Genomic DNA, 16960 nt, shown 5'->3' with positions numbered 1-16960 from the left:
GACGCGGGCTGTGGGGGTGTGTGTGCTGCCTGGTGATGTCCGGCGGGGGCGTTCGTGTACGTGCCGTGCTCCCGGGGCGGGTTGTGCGGGTGTCCGGCGGCCCGGCGCGGTGAACTGTCCGGGTTCACCGGTGTGCCACTGTGCGCGGGCGGGTCGGCGTATTGCTGCCCCGCGGTGCGGGCGGGCGGCCGGTGTGCCGCCGTGGCGGGGTCTGGGCACGCTGCGCCCGGGCGGGCGTACTGTCACGTCTGAGGCCGGGTGAAGAGCGCCTCGCCGTTCATCCCGGGCCCGCTCTCCTGCTGCTGCCTGGGCCGGTTGTGCGGGGCGGGTGTGTAGCCTGTCCGGCTGTCCGGGCGGTGCTGCCCGGGGCGGGGCCGGATGAGGGGCTGGATGACCTGTCCTGACCTCTGCGGGTTTCCGGCCGGGAGGCGGGGCAGCGGCCCTTCGGCGTGTTCGTCTTCACGCTGGACGACGAACGCGGCGTACGCGCCTTCGCCCCGCCGGGCGACGACGCGGCCCGCCCGTGGCGGTTTATCGAACTGCCACCGGTGCCCGGCGTCCGGCGTGCTGGTCGCCGTCGCCGTCGCCGTGCCCGCCGGCGAGGCACAGGACCCGGTCCTGCACCCCGGCTACGGCTTCCCCCGGAGCTGCGCGGCACTGCGCGGCTTTCCCCTGCCCCACCCGGCCGGCGGACACCCGGCAGCTCCCCCCGCGTAGGCATCGAGGCGGTACGCGTCACACATCCGTACGGGCCACGTCTACGGACGGGCCGCACGTGCGGAGGCGCGGCACGCGCGGGGAACGGCCCGCGGCCGCTGGCGGCCGCGGGCCGCAAACGGGGGTGAAGCCCTGTGCCGGGCGCTTCCGACCCGCTGAGGACGGCCGCGGGACGATCACTTCGCAGGCCCGGATCGCAGGCCGGTGCCTCGCACGGGTTGCGGACGGCCGTCCCCCGGCACAAGCGTGGATACAGACAAAAGCCCCAGCGGCATCCAGTCGCGTGGGCAGGGACCCCTGACGCCGGCCGGGGCCAGGTGACCCCCGTCAACACCACGTGACAACACTCAGGACAGGAGCAGGGTGGTGGACGTGAAACCCGAGGTTGTGGTGGTGGCAGCTGCCGGGGACGGCCGAGCCGAGGACTTCTGCGAGCCGCCGGGGCGGCGGCCCGACGCCGGCCTCGCCGGCGGCGGGGGCTTGCGGGCGGCGGGGGCTTGCGGGCGGTGCAGTTCACCCCGCCGGCCTGGTCCTGCTCCGTTTTTGGCCCGGGGCCGCCCTCGCCGCGCCGGGCTGCGCGGAGGGCCTGCACCTGGGCCGTCTTTGGCATCGAGACGGCTCATGCTGAGCGCGCCGACCGCGACGTCGGGGTGTTCCGCGACGCGGGCGGGGTGTTGCATCGCGCCGGGACCGAGGCATACGTGGCAGGCCCGGGCACGGAACCCGGCGGCTGTGCTTTGTTCCTCGTTCCTCTCGTTCGGTGATCCGGATGGCAACGGCCGACTGCTGCAGGAGATCACGGCGCGGCTTTCGGGCCGGTGGCCGGGAACAATGCCGGGGCGAAACAGGGCCTTTGACAAGGTGCCCGGCTCCTGAGTGCGGGGCCGGCGTCGGCAGCGGCTTCGTCGTCCCGCGAGACCGGCGGGCCGACTTGGTGATGTCCGTGTCCCGTTCCATGATCCCGGCCTGTCGAAGCCGGCATACGCAAACGCCCCACACGTCCGAGCGAACGACCTCGAGAAAGGAACAACACCGTGCGTGCCGACATCACACCCGGTGGAACCTTCCCCGACTACGAGCTGACCGACCACACCAGGACCCGGCGGCGACTGAGCGGGCTGCAAGGGATCGACCCGGTGATCCTCCTGCTCTCACGCGGCCACTACTGCCCGAAGGATCATCAGCAGCACCTTCAACTGGCGGCCCATTACTCCGAGATCGCCGTCGCCTACACCCAGGTCGTCACCATCGCGACCGACAACATCCTTGAACTCAACGAGTTCCGCGCGGCGGTCGGCGGCCAGTGGACCTTCCTGTCCGACGCCGGCCGCAAGGTGCAGAAGGACCTTCAGATCCAGGAATACACCGACCCCCATCACGACCCGATGATCCCGCACACGCTCGTCCTCGGGCCGGGTCTGGTCATCCACAGCGTCTACAACGGCTACTGGTACTGGGGCAGGCCGTCGATCGAGGACCTCCGCCGCGATCTCCGCGATGTGACCCGGGAAATCCGCCCGGACTGGGACTTGAGCGCGCCGGGCCTCAGCGCGGCCTGGGAGGCCGGCGACCACTCGATGCACTACCCCTACCAGGAGGCCCGAGAGGGCCGCGGGCCCACGTGAGCCCGCGGCGGCAGATGCGGCGTTTTCGGAGCGGGAATCCCGCAGGGCGTGAGCGTCGGCGGACCCGCGTCGGCCGGCCCGCTGGCTTCGCTGCGCGCATTCCGCCACCCCGGGAGCCGCATTCCGCCGCTTTCCCCCACGGGCGCCCACGTCGCACTGGACCGGCCCACGCACGTTCGTCCCCGAAGCCGTCCGGGCGCTGCACCCCGGCGGCAGACCCGCCAGATCGCCGCCGAACTCGGGGGCGAGGGTCCGCTTGCCTCACTCGCCCCATGACGGTGAAGCTCCCGCGAGGAAGGACTCGGGGCAGTCGCCGGACTCGTCCAAGAACTCCTGGTGCTGCTCGACCGGTTCGCCGGGCCCCTCACACACATCCCGCGGCTCGGCGCCCGCCATCCTGAACGGCTCGGTGGGCCAGGCCCCGTCTACCGGTGTCAGGGTGTACCCGGCTTCCAGCCGGCCGTCCGGCCGTCCACGGGTATCCGGTGCGGGGAAGGAGCCTGCCGAAAGTCTGCGTTCCGGCCAGGCCGGCCTGCGCCGGTGGCGCAGGGGCGAACTCGGCGTCCTGGAACGGGCGATCCACGCGTCCTTGGACCCTCTGGTGCCGTGCATGTCCCGGGCGGCCGGTCCCGGCAGGCAACACATCTGCGATGTCCCCGCCCGGAACCCGCAGGAGCGGGGGAGCGGGGGAGCGGGTGGGCCTTCGGGCAGGCGAGCACCCCGGATGCGCCGGTGACCGGCAACTGCGGCCTGGCGGCCTGGCGGCTGCTACCACTTTGCCGCACCCGGCAGCCGCCGCCCGTAACCGGGCAACCGGCTGCGCGGGGCTGCACATACTGATTCGATGACCTGACGGGCGGTGTCGGCAGCGGGAGGTGCGGTGATCGAGTGTGTCCGGGCGGTACTGCTCACGCCCGCCGGCCGACTGCTGCTGATCCGGCGCACCTGGCCGGGCGCGACGCCCTACCGGGTTTTTCCCGGCGGGCACGTCGAACCCGGCGACCCCAGCCTCCGCGCGGCCCTGGTCCGTGAGATACGTGAAGAGACCGGTGCGGAGCCGCAGATCACGGGCCTGCTGGAGGTGCTGGCTGATGAGCACCAGCGCCAGTACTTCTACCTGGCCTGCATCGGGTCATGGTCCGAGGCGGACCGCACCGGTCCGGAGTTCGGCGATCCGGACCGCGGGGAGTACCAGATCGAGGAAGTCCCGCTGACCGTCCAGGCGCTCGACGCCGTCAGCCCGGACCCCGAGGAGATCACCGCACTGCTGCGCGAGGCGGTGAGGGCCGGGACCGACCTTGCCGCCCTGGCAGATCCCGCACGGTGAGTCCGGCGAGCGGGCACCCTGCCGAGCCTGGCCGTTGACGGCCGCCGGGCCCCAACCAGCCTGCCCTGTCAGCGGGTCGGAGGCTGCGGCCGCCGGTCCGGCGGCCGTCTTCACACACGTTCACGGTGCTGCGCACGGCCGCGGCGCCCGGCGTGCTGCCGCGCGCAGGCATCGGCCACTTCCGTTGAAGGTGCGAACCGGTTTGCTCCGGTCGCCGATCGGGTGGCGCCGACCTAACCTCGGTTGAGGCCGACAGTGACCCATGGGGCAGTTGTTCAAGATGGGAGAACATCATGAATGACACAATCCGCAGCCACTGGGGGCGCACCTTCGCCGTGGGAACCCTGACAGCGGCCCTGCTGTCCGGGGGAGCAGCGGGCGGTATCGCGGTAGCGGCCACCGGGTCTCAGCAGCACCCGGCCGCACCCGCGGCGACACCATCGGCATCGGCATCGCCGTCGAAGACCGACGAGCATTCGCCGAAGCCGTCGCCGTCGAAGACCGACAAGCATTCACCGAAGCCGACCCCGACGAAGAGCAGCAAGCATTCGCCGAAGCCGTCGCCGACGAAGACAAAGAACAAGCGTTCGCCGAAGCCGACCCCGTCGAAGACCGGCAAGCATTCGCCGAAGCCGTCGCCGACGAAGACCCAGAAGAACTCGCCGAAGCCGAGCCCGTCGAAGACGACGGCGCTGCCGACCGTGACCGCCACGTCGACCAAGAGCCCCTAGTCCTGGCAGCCGGGGCAGGTGACCACGCCCGCGCCCCTGAGGCGTGGGCGTGGCTGCCCGAGCCTCCGCCCTCCCCTCGCACAGGACAGGAGACGGCGGTATGCGGCCGCCCTGACGGCCCATCACCGGGCGCAGGCGCCCGAGGCCGTGCTGACGTTCCGGTCCGTGCTGAACACGTTCTACCAGTCGCGCCACGCCGCGTCCGACCATGCGCCCTGGGCCCCGGATACCGGATCCGTCTGGCGGCGGCCGCGGCCCCGTCCGGAGGGAACCAGGGATTCACCGCGCGGGCCGAGGCGGATGTCGGCCTGTCCGTCTTCCAGGGGGAAGGCCGGCATCTGGGGTGAGAACGAGGGCTACGGCTGCGCCCGTTCGGGCTTTCGCGTGACTCGTCACCCGGCCACCGCACGGCCTGCGGAGTGAGGACTCCCACTGCCACAATGGCCCGGCGAAGGGGCCCCGAGGCAGCGTCACGCTCCCGCCCGGTCCCTGCGTCGGCCCAGATCAGGCCAACAGCACACCCTCGCTGGTGTGCCGCTGAATCGGGCGGGCCGGCTCAGCTTCTGTCCGGCTGCAGATCCACCGGTACGGCAGCCGTGCGTTCAACAGGCAGGGCCCGCTCACCCGGCAGCTGCTGGCGGCCCGTTCCCCCGACGCCTTCACGCGAAGAAGTAGGTGAACAGTTTTGTTCCGGAGGGGGTGAACTGTTTGTCCAGGGCGGGGATGATGAGGAATCCCGGCATGCCCAGTGCGAGCAGGTGGGTGTGTATGAGTGCGAGCTGGGTGTCGCCGGTGAAGTGGTTAGCTTTGGTGAACTCCCGGTAGTGGAGCCCGGAGATCACTCCCAGGATCATGTAGGTGTGTGCTGCGTAGTACGACTTCCGCATGTCCGTGCTTGCTCCCTGCCAGCCGGTGCTGGTCAATTCGGGCTCTGCCGGGGGCTGTTGAAGCGTTGGGCAGTGGACGTTTCGCCCGGTTCGGGTGATCGTCCGGGCCGCTTTCGGAGATCTCTGCGGTGTTCCGGGCCGGGTTGGGGTGTCGGGGTTGGTCCATGCGGAGTCCGTGTGGACGGATGGCGTCCGTATGAGGTATTTCCGTGCGGTCGTGGCCGTCGCTGCGGTTGCCGGTCTTGTTTTGGCCGCCGGGGGTGTGGTGAGCGCACAGGTCACGTCCGGGCCCGTCATCCTGCTGTCGCCCGGGGCGCTGGAGGGGAGTGTAGGGCGCCTGTTCGCAGTAGCCCCGGTGGGTGGGGGCCGGGTGGGTGGGGGTCGGGGTGGGTGGGGGTCTGGCTTTGCTGTCTGGTGGGCTCGGGGGCGGGTGTCCGGGGTGGTTTTGGGTGGGGCGGTCGGTTGCCTGGGTGGATGGGTGGCGGGCGTTTTGCTGGCGGTGTCGTGCGGGTGGGTGGTGGTGGCGGTGGTGTCTGTGGGTGTGCTGGCTGGTGTGTGCCGTTCGGGTCGGGATCGGGCCGGGGGGCCTGCGGCGGGGGAGGGGTTGGCTGTCTGTCTGTGTTGGTCTCGGGGGGTGCTGCTCTGGGGTGGTGGAGGTTTTCTCCGGGGTGGACGGGGTTTGGTGCGGTGCTGGTGTCGGTTCTGTGTCCTGGTGGGGGGTTCGGGCTGGCTTGTTGGGTGTTGGTATCTGGCTGGACGGGTGGGGCAGGGTGCGGCTGGGGGTGCGGCTGGGGGTGCGGCTGGGGGTGCGGTTGGACTGTCTGTGGGTGTTGGCGGCCGTGGGTGGTGGGCTGTGCTGTGGTCTTGGCGGGCGTTCTGGCGTGAGGTGGCAGGGTTGCGGTGGGCATGCCCGTATTTGGTTTCAGGTGAGACCGTATTGAGTGAGTGGGTGGTTGTAGTGTGGTCTCATGGCCGCCGGTGTTCCGTACACAGCTACCGCCTCGCGTGTGACCGACCGTCCTGGGGATGCCTCGCCTTTCGCTCTCGGTCTGCTGTTGCGCCGGGCGCATTGGCGTGCGGCCGGGGTGATGGAGGAGGCGCTTCGGCCGCTCGGTATCGAGTTGCGGCATTTCGCTGTGCTGATCGTGCTGGTCGACCGGGGGCCGACGGTGCAGCGGGATCTGGTGGCGGCGACGGGGTCGGACAAGGCGGGGATCATGCGGGTGGTGGATGACCTGGAGCGCAAGGGGCTGGCTGTGCGCAGGGGTGTTCCGGGGGACCGGCGGGTGCGGGCGGTGGAGATCACGCCTGAGGGTGTGGAGTTGTTCGATGCGGCTCATGTGGCGGCGGAGCCGCTGGCGGGGCGTCTGGTTGCCGAGCTGGGGCCCGGTGAGGCCGAGCGGCTGAGGGATCTGCTGACCCGGTTCGCCCATCCCGCGGGCGGTCAGGTGTAAGTGTGCCCGTGCTCCGGCTGCCTGCCGCGCGGGCGGGTTTGGCCGCTGCGCAGCCGGCGGGTCTGCCTGGCGGAAACCGTTTCCGTTCGATGGAGCGGTTTGGTGGTTGCGCGAGCAGGCTGGAGTGGCCTTGCGGCAGTGGTGCGGTGGAGGTGTCTGATGGCGGCGCGTCCTGGGGCTGCTCTGATCTTGCTGTGCGGGTTTTCCGGCTGGGTGAAGACGGCGCTGGCCGAGCGTCTGGCCGGCGGGGTTCCAGCGGTGCGTCTGTGCCCGGACGCATGGATGGCGGCTCTCGGTATCGGCCTGTTCGATGAGTGCATGCGCGGCCGGCTCGAGGGGTGGTTGTGGGAGCATGCCCGGGAGTTGCTGAGGCTGGGGCGGGCGGTGATCCTGGAGTTCGGCTTCTGGGCGCGTTCTGAGCGGGACGAGAAGCGTGCGGGAGCGCGCGCACTCGGCGTTTCGGTTGAACTGCACTGCCTGGCCGCCCCGGTTGATGGGCTGTGCCGCCGCCTCGAAGCCTGCAGCCGGGAGGGCGGGCCGGGGACCGTCCCGGTCGGCCGCGAGTTGATCGAGGAGTACGTGAAGCTCTTCCAGGCTCCCGGCGATGACGAGCCTGCTCTCTTCGGCGAACCGTCTTTGGGCCGGCGTGGATGACGGGCTCTTTCGGTGCCCGCCCGCCGGCCCGCCGTCCGTGCGGGTGTGCCTCTGACCCGCCGTCCGTGCGGGTGTGCTTCTGATCGCGCGCGGCGGCAGGACCCGGCCCGCACGTGGGCTGGGTCCGTGGCCAAGCCCTCGCCGGCCCGGCGAGGGCTTCAGGCCGAAGTCCCTCGCCGGGGCGGCCACGGCCCGCAGTGCTGTCGGTGCGGCGGTCGGTGCTGCGAAGGCGGCCCTGGCCGGGACGGGCTGTAGGTGCGGCCGGGACGGGTGCCTGGTGCGCCCGGCCCGCACCGTCGTGGACTGCGTGCAGCGCAAAGCCGGAGCCGCACCCGCACCGCCGCAGCCGGAACGCACCCGCACCCGCCTGCACCCGCACCCGCCTGCACCTGCACCTGTGCCTGCCTGTACCTGTACCTGTACCTGTACCTGTACCTGTACCTGTACCTGCACCTGCACCTGTGCCTGTGCCTGTGCCTGTGCCTGTGCCTGTGCCTGTGCCTGTGCCTGTGCCTGTGCCTGTGCCTGTGCCTGTGCCTGTGCCTGTGCCTGTGCCTGTGCCTGTGCCTGTGCCTGTGCCTGTGCCTGTGCCTGTACCTGTACCTGTACCTGTACCTGTACCTGTGCCTGCCTGTATCTGCGCCGTGTGTGGAGCGGCCGGGTGCTGTCCGGCCGGGGTCATGCGGCGAGGCGTTCTGCGAGTTGTTTGGCCTTGGCGTTCGCGTCCTGGAAGGCGCGCTCGCGGGAGGCCTCGTAGAGGGGGATCAGTTCGGACATGGCCGGGTTGCGGGGGGCCATGGTGAGTTCCGGGACGATGAAGTCCAGGTCCAGGCCGAGGGTGCCCTGGAGGACGGCTTTGAGGTAGTTCTGTACGAATTCGTAGCCCTCGCGCGGGGTGCCGGGTGCGTAGGAGCCGCCGCGGCTGGCGACGACGACGGCCGGGGTGCCCTGGGCGGAGGGGGCCGGGCCCGCGGTGCGGCCGGGCAGCAGCACGTTGTCCAGCCATGCCTTGAGGGTCGAGGGGATCGAGTAGTTGTACATGGGGGCGCCGATCAGGACGGCGTCCGCCTGCTCCAGTTCCTCGATGAGCTGCACGCGCGCGGCGAACGCGGCGGACTGCCCGGGGGTGTGCTCGCGCGGGGCGGCGTAGTCGGCGGACCAGGCGTCGGCGGTGATGTGCGGGACGGGGCTGGCGGCGAGGTCGCGGTGGATGACGGTGCCCTGCGGGTGCTGTTCCTGCCAGGCCTTGCGGAAGGCGTCCGTGACGCAGCGGGACGAGGACGCCTCGGCGGGGAACACGGACGAGTCGATGTGCAGCAGCGTGGCCATGGACGTTCTCCCAAGGGCGGTGCCCGGGCCGGGGAGCCCGGGGCGGAGGATTTGTACGCAGAGATAGTTATACACGAGATAGTATTGAGTGATACTGTATCGAGTGTGACGGAGATGGGTGTGCTGAGCGAACGGGAGGCGGGCGGTCTTGGACGTCTATGAGGCGGTCACGAGCCGGCGGGCGGTGCGCGGATTCACCGGCCGGCAGGTCCCGGAAGGGGTGCTGGAGCGGGTGCTGTCCGCCGCGGCCTGGGCGCCGTCCGCGTCGAACCTCCAGCCGTGGCACGTCTACGTGCTGACCGGCGGGCCGCTGGCCGAGCTCAAGAAGCGTGCCGGCGAGCGCCTGGCCGCGGGTGACCCCTGGGACGAGCCGGAGTACGAGCAGTACCCGCCCGTACTGAAGTCCCCCTACCGCGAACGCCGGTCCGCCTTCGGCGAGCAGCGCTACGGCGCGCTCGGCATTTCGCGCGAGGACCTGGAGGCGCGCCAGAGGGCCGCGTCCGCGAACTGGGAGTGTTTCGGCGCGCCCGCCGCCCTGTTCTGCTACATCGACCGCGACCTGGGCCGGCCGCAATGGTCCGACGCCGGCATGTATCTGCAGACCGTCATGCTGCTGCTGCGCGCCGAAGGGCTGCACAGCTGCGCGCAGATGGCGTGGGCGAAGTATCACAGGACCGTCGCGGAGGTCCTCTCGCCCCCGGACGGGCTGATCCTCTTCTGCGGCGTGTCGATCGGATTCGAGGACGCCGGGGCGGCTTGCGCCCGTACGGGCCGCGCGCCGCTGGGCGAGACGGTCACGTTCGTCGGCGGTCACTGAGACCGCCTGCCCCTCCGGCGGGCCCGGGCGCCGTTCCTCGCCGCGCCCGTATGCGGGTTCATGTGGAATATTCCGGACATAGTTCCGACGAAAGGCATGTCATGAAGATCGCAGTCATCGGCGGTACCGGACTGATCGGGTCACAGGTCGTCAAGGATCTGAAGGCCGCCGGGCACGAGGCGGTACCGCACTCGCAGTCCACCGGAGTCGACATCATCAGCGGCCAGGGACTGGACGAGGCGGTGGCGGGGGCCGACGTCGTCGTCAACCTGACGAACTCCCCGACCTTCGACGAGGCCTCCCCGGCCTTCTTCCAGACCTCGATGGACAACCTCCTGGCCGCGGCCCGCAAGGGCGGCGTCGGCCACTTCGTCATCCTCTCGATCGTCGGCACGGACCAGGTGCCGGAGCTGGACTACTACCGGGCCAAGGCGCTCCAGGAGAGCATCCTCGCGGCCGGGCCCGTCCCCTACTCGATCGTGCGGGCGACGCAGTTCATGGACTTCATGGACGCCGTCCTGTCCTGGACCGCCGACGGCGACACCGTCCGGCTGCCCGCCACGCCGATCCAGCCGATCGCCTCCAAGGACGTGGCCGGCGCGGTGGCGGAGGTCGCCGTGGGCGCCCCGCTGAACGGCATCCGCAACATCGCCGGCCCCGAGATCTTCCCCCTGGACGAGCTGGGCCGGATCACCCTGTCCCGCAAGGGCGACAGCCGCACCGTCGTCACCGACCCCACCGCCGGCATGTTCGCCGCCGTCAAGGGTGACGTCCTCACCGACAAGAACGCCCACCTCGCCCCCACCCGCTACACCGACTGGCTCTCCCGGCCCTGACCCGCTCACGCCCTCTGCGGCGTGCGGGCCGCGGAGGAGCAGGCCGCGGAGGAGCAGGGCGTGGAGGGCAGGGCGTGGAGGGCCGGGGGCGGCAGTCTGCGGCACGCCCTGGCCGATGAGGTCTGCGAGGCCTGTGTCACCTCATGCCGGCCGGCCGTGAACCGCTGGGCCGGGGCCGGGGCCGGGCGGCGGTCGGGCCACGGCCCGGGGGCCCCGGGCCGTGCGTGCGGCGGCCGGCCCCGGCGTGGGCCGGTTCGCGTCCCGCGCCGGGGCCGGCGCCACGTTCGGGATGCCTGCCTGCGCACCGGCTGTGATCAAGCGGCCCGGGGGAGCGCTGGATAGAATTCGGGCATGGGTGAGCGGCCCGTCCACGCGGCTGCGCCGGGATTCGCGCCGGGAGCCGGTTCCGGTGGCGCGGGGGTTTGTCCCGGGGTGCTCGCACGGTGGGCCGGGGGCGGTGTGTGATGGGTGCGGCGTCGGGGGGGATGGAGCTGTACTCCGGCCGGGCCTCGGGCCTGATCGGGGCGCAGATCGCGGGCTACCGGGTGGAGCGCGAGATCGGCCGCGGGGGCATGGCCGTCGTGTACTGCGCCAGGGACCTGCGTCTGGACCGTACGGTCGCGCTGAAGCTGCTCGCCCCGGAACTGGCCCGCAACGACACCTTCCGGCGCCGTTTCACGCACGAGTCGCGGGTGGCCGCCGCGATCGACCACCCGCACATCGTGCCGGTCTTCGAGGCCGGTGAGACGGACGGGGTCCTGTACATCGCCATGCGGTACGTCTCGGGGCTGGATCTGCGGGCCCTGCTCGACCGGGACGGCCCGCTGCCGGTGCCGACCGCGCTGCGGATCGCCGGGCAGGTGGCGTCGGCGCTGGACGCGGCCCATGAACACGACCTGGTGCACCGGGACGTCAAGCCCGGCAACATTCTGGTGGCCCGGGGCACGGACAGCGATCACCCCGAGTACGTCTACCTCACGGACTTCGGGCTGACGAAGAAGTCGCTGTCGCTGACCGGGTTCACGACCGTCGGCGAGTTCGTGGGCACGCTCGACTACGTGGCCCCGGAGCAGATCTCCGGCCGCCCGGTGGACGGCCGGTGCGACCTGTACGGCTTCGCCTGCGTCGTCTACGAGACCCTCGCGGGCGGCCCGCCCTTCCAGCGGGACGACGACATGGCGCTGCTGTGGGCGCACCAGTACGACCAGCCCCCGCCCCTGAGCGAGCAACGGCAGGGCATCGCGCCGGCGCTGGACGGCGTACTGGCCAAGGCTCTGGCGAAGGTCCCCGAGGACCGTTACGACTCCTGCCTGGAGTTCGTGGCGGCACTGCGGGCCGCCGCGAGCGGCGCCGGCACCGGCATCGCTCGCGGCAAGGACGTGCACGCGCCGACCCAGGTGGTGCCCATGGTCGCCGAAGCCGCCCCGGCACCCGCTCCGGCGCCCGGCCCGGCACCCGCTCCGGCGCCCGGCCCGGCACCCGCTCCGGCGCCCGGCCCGGCACCCGCTCCGGCACCTGGCCCGGCACCCGCTCCGGCACCTGGCCCGGCACCCGCTCCGGCGCCCGGCCCGGTGCCGGATCCGCCCCGGTGGGCCCGGCCGGTCTTCGGCCGTACCCCCGGTTAGCCGCGCGCCGTACCCCCGGTTGGCCGCGCGCCGTACCCCCGTCCGGCCGTGCGCCGTCCGCCTGGGCCGGCCGTGTCCGCTCCTGCCGGTGTGCGGGGCCGTCGGCTTGCGAGGTGTGCGGGAGGGCCGCACACAATGGGGTGAAGAGGAACCGGTGAGGCGGAGGGCGAGGGGGAGGGCGCGGGGCCGACGGCTGGAGGTTGTGTTGCGGGTTTCCTGAGGCTGTGCCGTCGGCCTGTGTGCCGCAGACCCCGATGCCGGGAGTGGAGCTCGTGAGCGTCCTACCGTCGCCGTCCGGACCGTCGTCCGACCGTCCCAAAGGTCCTCCGTCGGGGCCGCTGGCGGGTCCCTCCCAGCCGAACCGGCCCGCACCCCCGGACGCCGAAACCCGCCCCGGCGGCGGCGGGCGGTCGGGACCGCCGCCCCCGCCGCCCGGCGGCGGGGGCCCGGGCGGCGGCGGGGGCCCGCACCATCCGTGGTGGAAGTCCGCGCCCCGGGTGGCCGTGGTCGCCACCGCCATCGTGGCGGCGGTGGCCCTGATCCTCGTGTTCACCCGTTCCGACGGCACCTCGGACCAGCAGCGGGGCGAGGTCTTCCTGCAGTCCGCCGGGAGCACGGGCGCGGATCCGTTCACGGAGTCGACCGCGAAGGAGAGCGCCGCACCGACGGCGACGCCCTCGCTGCCCTCCACAGCTACGGGCAACGCGGCACAGAGCGTGAACGGCGACGCCCCCGGCCTCTACGGCGGGACACGCAACGTCGCCAGCTGCGACGTGGAGAAGCAGATCACCGCCCTCAGGGCGGCCCCGTCGAAGAACGCGGCCTTCGCCTCGGTGCTGGGCATCCAGCCCTCCGCCGTCCCCGGCTATCTGCGCACCCTCACCCCCGTACAGCTCCGGGCGGACACCCGGGTCACCAACCACGGCTACCGCAACGGCTCCGCCACCAGCTACCAGGCCGTGCTGCAGGCGGGCACCGCCGTCCTGGTCGACGACCGCGGAGTACCGCGGGTGCGCTGCGCCTGCGGGAACCCGATGACACCGCCGGCCGCGCAGCAGACCGACCCCAAGCCGGTGGGCGAGTCGTGGTCGGGCTACCGGCCCTCGCACGTCGTCGTCGTCGTGCCCGCGCCCCGCCCGGTGAAGAAGTTCGTCGTGGCAGGCCCGGAGAAGGGCGACTGGTTCACCCGCGACCAGGGCGACCACCGCGGCGAGCACGACAGGAAGACGACACCGCCCCCGCCCCCGCCTCCGACAGGGCCGTCCACGCCGGGCAAGGAACGGACACCCTCGAACGGCAAAACCTCGCCGGGACCGGGTACGCCGTCCAAGTCTTCCGAGTCGGGTAAGCCGTCCAAGTCGTCTGAGTCGGGTAAGCCGTCGAAGTCGTCCGAGTCGGGCAAGTCCTCAGAGTCGGGTAAGCCGTCGTCGTCCGAGTCGGGCAAGTCTTCTGAGCCGTCCGAGTCGGGTACGCCGTCCAAGTCGTCCGAGTCGGGCAAGCCGTCCAAGTCGTCCGAGTCGTCGAAGCCGTCGTCACCGTCGGCGTCCGACAAGGAGTCGTCGCCGTCGAAGGACAAGTCCTCGTCGGAGTCGGGCAAGCCGTCCTCTCCGTCGTCCGGGCCGTCCTCGCCAGGTTCCTCCGAGCCGTCGTCACCACCGTCGTCGCAGCAGTCGGCGCCGTCGTCCGGGGAGTCCTCGAAGCCGCAGGAGCCGTCCTCCGCCCCGTCCTCCTTAGAACCCGGGCCGAAGACGTCCGCGCCCCAGAACACGGCGCCTGAGAATTCCGGACCCGCGCCCGCCGATACAGGGCAGGAACAGCAGCAGGAACCGCAGGAGGACCAGCAGCAGGAACAGCAACCGCCCGGCCCGGAGGGGTCCTAGCAGCGCCGGTCGCCGCCCGGGCCCGAGGGGCCCGTGAAGTGCGGTGAGGCGGGGGGCTGTCGGGGGGCGGCGCGCATACGCCGCACGGTGTCCCAGGACCACCGTGCGGCGTCTTTTTTGCACGCTTTACCCGATTGATTCCGCTTGGTCAAGTCACGACTCCTCGGAACGTGACCGTGCGATGCCTGTGGGGCCTACTTGAAGTGCGGGCCTCACCGGAATGGAAATCCGGAAAAGAAATGAGGCAGGACGGTAGGACGGAAATCCTCGCGGAGGGTTGTCTCTTTCACCGAAACCGCAATTTGTCCCGGTGTGGCGGTCCCGGTAAAGCGGTCCGCCGATCGCCGTCCCGAATTCCCGGGGCGGGCAGAAGAGCCCCCTGTATCGGTAGGAGAAAACCCATGACCCGTATTTTTCACACCCAGAGCGATGTCCGTCCCAAGCGCCGGGGCTTCCGCCTTGCGACACTCGCCGCCTCGGCAGCGGTGATCACCGGGGGCATCGTCCTTCCGGCGTCCGCCGCGATGGCCGCCCCGATGCCCGCCGCGCATGTCGTGAGCTTCGTCCACGGTGGCGGCGCCGGCGGTGACGGCGGTGACGGAGGCGGTGGCTTCATCGGCGGCGGCGGGGGCTCCGGCGGCTCCGGCGGCGGCAGCGTCCTGGGCGTCGGCGGTGACGGAGGCAGGGGCGGCGACGGCGGCGACGGCATCCTGTCCGGCGGTGGTGGCGGCGGCGGTGGCGGCGGCGGCGACGGTGTCATCGGCGGTGACGGAGGCAGGGGCGGCGACGGCGGCACCGGCCTGTTCGGCGGCGGCGCCGGCTCGGGCGGCTCCGGCGGCGACGGTGTCATCGGCGGCAACGGAGGCAAGGGCGGCAACGGCGGCTTCGGTGTCTTCGAGGGCGGCAACGGCGGCAAGGGCGGCGCGGGCGGGCTCGGTGTCCTCTTCGGCGGCCTGGGCGGCGCCGGTGGCGCCGGCGGCGGCAGCATCTTCTGACCGTCCCGCCCCCCTGGTGGGGCGGAGGTCCGCACGGCCTCCGCCCCCACTCACCCCTCCAGGAACCCCACCCCCACCCCCACCCCCACCCCCACCCCTCACCCCTCACTCCCGTACCCCCATTGACCAGTGCGCGGAGCCGGACGGCCGGCGCGGCGCCCGCAGAACCACAGCCTTGCTTCAAGGAAAACGGAGAACCCCCATGTCCAGAACTCGCTGGCAGCGTCCGCTCGTCCTGGCGGTGGCCTCGGTGGCCCTGGCCACCGGCACCGCGTGCGCCGCCCAGGCGGCGCCGGGTGCCGTCACAGGCACCAGCCAGATGGCCCCGGCCGACTTGTCCCACTGCGGGAAGGGCGGGGAAGGCGGGAAGGGCGGGGAAGGAGGCAAGGGCGGTGAGCCCGGCCGGCCGGGAGAGCCCGGCAAGCCCGGCGGACTCGGCGGGCTCGGCTGCTTCACGTTCGACGACCTGCCCGACAAGCCCAAGTCGGAACTCACGGGCGTGGACAAGATACGGATCGTGCTGACCGTGGAGTCGGGCCAGGCGGAGAAGGACGACGTCGTCAAGAAGTACAAGATCTCGGAGAAGGAGTTCGACACCTGGGACAAGCAGGTCCGTGACGGGGACTGGGCCGCGCTGATGGGCCTGAATTCCCTCTTCGGTTCCTGAGGAAATTTTTGAACGCCCCGGCCCGGTGCGGGCCGGGGCGTTCCTGTCAAGCCCCGAATTCACGGGCCGTGACGGCGGGGCCTTCGGCCGGGTTTATTCGATACAGCGGAAACCGCGGTACGGAAAATTATTCTCTGGAAAGACTGGAAAGAGGAATGCCATGCGTATGCGTTCTTGGAAGGTCCGTCTCGGTCTCACGGTCTCGACCGCCCTGAGTGCCGGTGTGGCGGTCGGCGCGCTGGCGCCGGCCGCGATGGCGGCGCCGGTACCGCAGAGCCATACGACCGCGGTGGCCGCCGCCCGGCAGCTTCCCGCCGGCAGCGCCCAGCCGGGCGGCAGCACTCAGACGGTCGGCGGCACTCAGCCGGGCGGCGGCGGCCAGTTCGGCAGCGGGCTGTTCGGCAGTGGGTCGTTCGACGGTGGGTCGTTGGGCACTGTCAAGGTGGGCGACGGGAGTGTGCGGATCGGTGACCGGGTGTGTGCGGGCAACTGCAACGGGACCGTCAACGGGAGCAACGGCGGGCAGGGCGGGATCTGCGCCGGGCTGTGCAGCGGCAGCGCCAACGGCGGTACGGGTACGGCCGGCGCGCCGGGCCGTGAGGGCGGTGTCGGCGGGCAGGGCGGGATCTGCGCCGGGATCTGCGGCGGCAGCGCCAACGGCGGTACCGGCGGGACGGGCGGGGCCGCGGTGGGCACCGGCGACGGCGGCCGCGGCGGCAAGGGCGGCACCGGCGGGATCTGTCTCGGGCTCGGCTGTGAGAGCGGCGGCATGGGCGGCCGCGGCGGCACCGGCGGCAGCGGCTGACGTCTCTCCTGCCCCTGAAGCGGTGGGAGGGGCGGCGTTTGCGGGGTCATGGCGCGGGTCACGGCGCGGACAGGCCGAGCAGGTCCGCCGCGTGGTGTCGAGGATCATCGTGGCTTCCTGCGGGGTGAGCCCCGAGTCGGTGATGTGGTCCACGGCCCGCAGGAACACCTTCCCGTCCTCGTAGGGGAAATCCGTGCCGAGGACGAGGCGGTCCGCTCCCAAGGACGCCGCGGCGGCGGCCGGCGCCGGCGGATGCGCATGGCTGACCGTGTCGTACCAGAGGCGGCGGACGGCGGCCGAGGGCCGCTCGGGTGTCCCGGGGGACTCGAAGGCCAGGTGGTCGTCGAGCCGGCGCGGCAGCAGCGGCAGTGCCCCTCCCCGGTGCGAGGCCAGGATGCGCATCCGCGGATAGCGGGCGACGCGGTCCAGCCGGCGGCGGACCCGGGCCGGGCGGATCGGCCGGCCCGGGAAGACCGCGCGCGGCCGCCGGCGCCCTGCGGCCGCGCACCGGCCTGCGGCTGGTGGAGCTGATCCCGTCCAGGGCGGCGCCGCGGGTGTCCGCCGGCCTCACCGGCCGGCTCCCGCAGCGCGGCCGGCCCCGTGTCGTGGTC

Annotated in this window: 15 protein-coding genes and 1 pseudogene; 12 read left to right on the top strand and 4 right to left on the bottom strand. The window is 72.0% G+C overall.

Translation table 11 applies throughout. The features are described 5' to 3' along the window. The first annotated feature begins 564 nt into the window (after positions 1–564). Both OG568_RS01115 and OG568_RS01110 read left to right on the top strand, forming a co-directional pair. The gene (locus OG568_RS01115; RefSeq protein ID WP_329529866.1) at positions 565–717 is read left to right on the top strand and encodes a hypothetical protein; all 153 of its coding nucleotides are present in this window, start codon (positions 565–567) and stop codon (positions 715–717) included. 1034 nt (positions 718–1751) lie between these two features. Then, complete coding sequence (locus tag OG568_RS01110) at positions 1752–2342, top strand: peroxiredoxin family protein (RefSeq protein WP_329529865.1); 591 nt, start codon at positions 1752–1754, stop codon at positions 2340–2342. Between the two features lie 261 nt (positions 2343–2603). Here the strand turns inward: OG568_RS01110 and OG568_RS01105 are convergent, their stop codons facing one another. After that, positions 2604–2954: a DUF6461 domain-containing protein gene (locus OG568_RS01105; RefSeq protein ID WP_329529864.1), complete on the bottom strand. Its 351-nt coding sequence runs from the start codon at positions 2952–2954 to the stop codon at positions 2604–2606. Between the two features lie 268 nt (positions 2955–3222). Between OG568_RS01105 and OG568_RS01100 the strand changes: the two genes are divergently transcribed. After that, positions 3223–3669, top strand: a complete 447-nt coding sequence (locus tag OG568_RS01100) for an NUDIX domain-containing protein (RefSeq protein WP_329529863.1) — start codon at positions 3223–3225, stop codon at positions 3667–3669. Between the two features lie 406 nt (positions 3670–4075). Here OG568_RS01100 and OG568_RS01095 read toward each other — a convergent pair whose 3' ends face one another. Together OG568_RS01095 and OG568_RS01090 are read right to left on the bottom strand one after the other, a co-directional pair. Further along, positions 4076–4390, bottom strand: a complete 315-nt coding sequence (locus OG568_RS01095; RefSeq protein ID WP_329529862.1) for a hypothetical protein — start codon at positions 4388–4390, stop codon at positions 4076–4078. Between the two features lie 669 nt (positions 4391–5059). After that, the gene (locus OG568_RS01090; protein WP_329529861.1) at positions 5060–5287 is read right to left on the bottom strand and encodes a DUF2871 family protein; all 228 of its coding nucleotides are present in this window, start codon (positions 5285–5287) and stop codon (positions 5060–5062) included. Positions 5288–6294: 1007 nt separating this feature from the next. Here OG568_RS01090 and OG568_RS01085 point away from each other — a divergent pair. After that, on the top strand, positions 6295–6741 hold the full coding sequence (locus OG568_RS01085) for a MarR family winged helix-turn-helix transcriptional regulator (protein ID WP_329529860.1): 447 nt from the start codon (positions 6295–6297) through the stop codon (positions 6739–6741). Between the two features lie 159 nt (positions 6742–6900). Further along, positions 6901–7395 carry an AAA family ATPase gene (locus OG568_RS01080; protein WP_329529859.1) on the top strand — a complete coding sequence of 165 codons (495 nt, stop codon included), beginning with the start codon at positions 6901–6903 and terminating at the stop codon, positions 7393–7395. A 678-nt stretch (positions 7396–8073) separates the two neighbouring features. On the opposite strand, the gene OG568_RS01075 is transcribed toward OG568_RS01080, so the two are convergent. After that, positions 8074–8724 (bottom strand): FMN-dependent NADH-azoreductase, encoded by a 651-nt coding sequence (locus OG568_RS01075; RefSeq protein WP_329529858.1) that lies wholly within the window; start codon positions 8722–8724, stop codon positions 8074–8076. A 148-nt stretch (positions 8725–8872) separates the two neighbouring features. Between OG568_RS01075 and OG568_RS01070 the strand changes: the two genes are divergently transcribed. The 7 genes and pseudogenes from OG568_RS01070 (at position 8873) to OG568_RS01040 (ending at position 16349) form a co-directional block, all read left to right on the top strand. Next, positions 8873–9541 (top strand): nitroreductase, encoded by a 669-nt coding sequence (locus OG568_RS01070; protein ID WP_329529857.1) that lies wholly within the window; start codon positions 8873–8875, stop codon positions 9539–9541. A 101-nt stretch (positions 9542–9642) separates the two neighbouring features. After that, positions 9643–10377: an SDR family oxidoreductase gene (locus tag OG568_RS01065; protein ID WP_329529856.1), complete on the top strand. Its 735-nt coding sequence runs from the start codon at positions 9643–9645 to the stop codon at positions 10375–10377. A 464-nt stretch (positions 10378–10841) separates the two neighbouring features. Beyond that, the gene (locus OG568_RS01060; protein WP_443077503.1) at positions 10842–12002 is read left to right on the top strand and encodes a serine/threonine-protein kinase; all 1161 of its coding nucleotides are present in this window, start codon (positions 10842–10844) and stop codon (positions 12000–12002) included. Positions 12003–12256: 254 nt separating this feature from the next. Continuing rightward, positions 12257–13540, top strand: a pseudogene (locus OG568_RS01055) (DUF6777 domain-containing protein); the annotation flags it as partial. A gap of 743 nt (positions 13541–14283) precedes the next feature. Then, a complete protein-coding gene (locus OG568_RS01050) occupies positions 14284–14877 on the top strand; it encodes a hypothetical protein (protein ID WP_329529854.1) in 594 nt (197 codons plus the stop codon). Between the two features lie 202 nt (positions 14878–15079). Then, positions 15080–15544, top strand: a complete 465-nt coding sequence (locus OG568_RS01045; protein WP_329529853.1) for a DUF1153 domain-containing protein — start codon at positions 15080–15082, stop codon at positions 15542–15544. Positions 15545–15704: 160 nt separating this feature from the next. Next, entirely contained in the window at positions 15705–16349 is a 645-nt protein-coding gene (locus OG568_RS01040) for a hypothetical protein (RefSeq protein WP_329529852.1), read from the top strand. Positions 16350–16960: the final 611 nt, after the last annotated feature.

The organism is Streptomyces sp. NBC_01450 (assembly GCF_036227505.1).
Taxonomy (GTDB): Bacteria; Actinomycetota; Actinomycetes; order Streptomycetales; family Streptomycetaceae; genus Streptomyces.
This window is presented reverse-complemented; position numbering and strand designations above follow the sequence as displayed.